Below are 1,779 nucleotides of genomic sequence, written 5' to 3'. Positions count from 1 at the left end.
TGCAAGACAGAATCATCAAACTCTCTGAAATGAATTTCGAAAAACTCAATGTCATCACTTTGACAGAAAGTGGAGGACTCATGGGTGAAATTGTTGTTATCAAAAAAGGACATAAGCATAAAAAAAATAAACTATGGCAAGAGGACGTTATATTTGCAACACTCTCAAAGCTATCCGCAAGCAGATAGCGGATGCAAATGGGATTGACTATTCACCCGAAGAATGTCATTTCAATGGTGAATGCAAGGGTACTTGCCCAAAATGTGAGAAAGATGTGAAAAATTTGGAACATGAATTGCGACTTAGGAAGAAAGCAGGAAAGACTATAAAGGTCGTAGGGGTAGCATTGGAAATGACAGTTCTTGCAACATCTATTATGTCGTGCTCTACACAAAAAGGATATTACAACTCTACCCCTCCACTACCAAAGAAAGTTATTCCGATTCACTTCCAGGAATATACATCCAAAGACTCCATCCTGCTAAAAGAAAGAGAAACATTGAATAAGAAAGGAGTACTTTTTGTCCAAGGGCATATCATTGACGAAAAAACAAAAGAACCGATTTGTACAGCTTTCATCACAGCTAAACTTTCTGGAAAGAAAACGGCTGCAGATATTGACGGAAACTTCACCATTGAAGTGGAGCAAGGAGACACCATCACCATTAAGTTCATTGGTATGCAAGACAGAATTATCAAACTCTCTGAAATGAACCTCGAAAAGCTCAATGTTATCACTTTGACAGAAAGTGGAGGACTCACAGGAGAAATAGTTGTTGTAAAAAAAGGACATAAGCATAAAAGAAAATAAGCAATGGTAACAAGAGGACGTAACATATGCAATACCCTCAAAGCAATCCGCAAGCAAATAGCGGATGCCAATGGGATAGACTATTCACCTGAAGAATGTAATTATAAGGGTGAATGTATGGGAACTTGCCCTAAATGTGAGCAAGATGTAAGAGACTTGGAATATGAGCTGCACCTCAGACAAATGGCTGGAAAAGCCATTAAGGTAGCAGGCATAGCAGCAGGACTTGTCGTTATGACAGCTTGTTCGGATGGAAAGGTACAAAGAATATCTTCGGATGCTACTAAAAGTGAACTTAATATAGTGAAAGAAGAAGTGCCTAAACCTGGAGACAGACAATTGGAAGGAGATATCTCGTTTAGTGATGAGGCTAAATATGCAGAAGAAAAAAATAGAAAATTAGGAGAGATTCCAAGCAATCCTCGAATGGAAATAACAAAAGAGCGAACTTCAAATGATAGGAAAGGTACCACATCCAAGAAATCAAAAAAAGGCAATACCGCTTTAATGCAATCAGCTGTTGATACAGACTCCATAGGAAACAGCAATATATTTGGTGTTGTAGAGGAGATGCCTTCATTCCCAGGTGGTATGGCTGCATTGATGAAATACATCAAGGATAATCTACGCTATCCAGAAATTTGTTGGGAAGGTGCTGCTATGGGTAGAGTTAATGTTGTCTTTATTGTAAACGAGGACGGAAGTCTGAGTGATGTAAAGGTAATTAGAAGCATTATCCCTGAACTTGACAAGGAAGCCATCAGGGTTGTGAAAAGTATGCCAAAATGGAATCCTGCAAAACAAAATGGCAAAGCTGTGAAAATGAAATATGTTGTTCCTGTAAATTTCAGACCTGAATAAGATGAATACAGCTCCACTTATCAGTATCGACCGCCACCGCCTCACGATAGACGGCGAGGGCGTCACCACGCTTGTGGCATTCCACGGTTGTCCGCTTCGTTGCAAAT

General features: G+C 39.5%; 3 protein-coding genes and 1 pseudogene. All 4 read left to right on the top strand.

Going from position 1 to position 1,779, the window contains the following annotated elements; genetic code table 11:
- Positions 1–188: hypothetical protein (locus tag F7D73_RS16290; RefSeq protein WP_228117776.1), on the top strand; the 188-nt coding region annotated here is incomplete at its 5' end.
- A complete protein-coding gene (locus F7D73_RS15850) occupies positions 134–811 on the top strand; it encodes a carboxypeptidase-like regulatory domain-containing protein (RefSeq protein WP_153089792.1) in 678 nt (225 codons plus the stop codon). The genes F7D73_RS16290 and F7D73_RS15850, both read left to right, overlap by 55 nt.
- 3 nt (positions 812–814) lie before the next feature.
- Entirely contained in the window at positions 815–1,672 is an 858-nt protein-coding gene (locus tag F7D73_RS15845) for an energy transducer TonB (protein WP_228117775.1), read from the top strand.
- A gap of 1 nt (position 1,673) precedes the next feature.
- Positions 1,674–1,779, top strand: a pseudogene (locus F7D73_RS15840) (radical SAM protein); the annotation flags it as partial.

The organism is Segatella copri, assembly GCF_009494395.1.
Classification (GTDB): Bacteria; Bacteroidota; Bacteroidia; order Bacteroidales; family Bacteroidaceae; genus Prevotella.
The sequence above is the reverse complement of the archived record's forward strand: the minus strand, read 5'-3'. Positions and strand labels throughout refer to the sequence as shown.

Coding starts and splice junctions, on each gene's coding strand:
- F7D73_RS15850 (WP_153089792.1), top strand. CDS start 134: ATGGCAAGAGGACGTTATATTTGCAACACTCTCAAAGCTATCCGCAAG.
- F7D73_RS15845 (WP_228117775.1), top strand. CDS start 815: ATGGTAACAAGAGGACGTAACATATGCAATACCCTCAAAGCAATCCGC.